This window comes from Cedecea sp. B1(4) (assembly GCF_059414925.1).
Window position 1 is genome coordinate 1 of sequence record NZ_JCAHMZ010000269.1, and the last position, 416, is coordinate 416.

Genomic DNA, 416 nt, shown 5'->3' on the forward strand with positions numbered 1-416 from the left:
CCGACCGGCAGGCGCAGGAGAACGGCCGTGGCTGAGCTGACGCCGCAGGACATGGCTGCCAAGCTCCTGGCCACCGGCTTCGAGCGCAGCGGCCCTTCGGCCGCGACCTTGAGCGACCCCATCGCCGACACGCCGATGGTGGTGACGCTGGACCAGTTGCGGCCCTACGACCACGACCCGCGCGTGACGCGCAACCCGGCCTATGCGGAGATCAAGGCGTCCATCCGCGAACGCGGGCTGGACGCGCCCCCCGCGATCACGCGCAGGCCGGGCGAGGCGCACTACATCATTCGCAACGGCGGCAACACGCGGCTGGCGATCCTGCGCGAGTTGTGGAGCGAGACCAAGGAGGAACGCTTCTTCCGCATTGCGTGCCTGTTCCGCCCGTGGCCGGCGCGCGGCGAAATCGTGGCGCT

General features: G+C 70.7%; 1 protein-coding gene. It reads left to right on the forward strand.

From position 1 onward, the window contains the following. Positions 1-51 precede the first annotated feature (51 nt). Positions 52-416 (forward strand): ParB family protein (locus tag ACR6JA_RS22900; protein ID WP_494599782.1); only part of this gene is annotated, 365 nt, incomplete at its 3' end.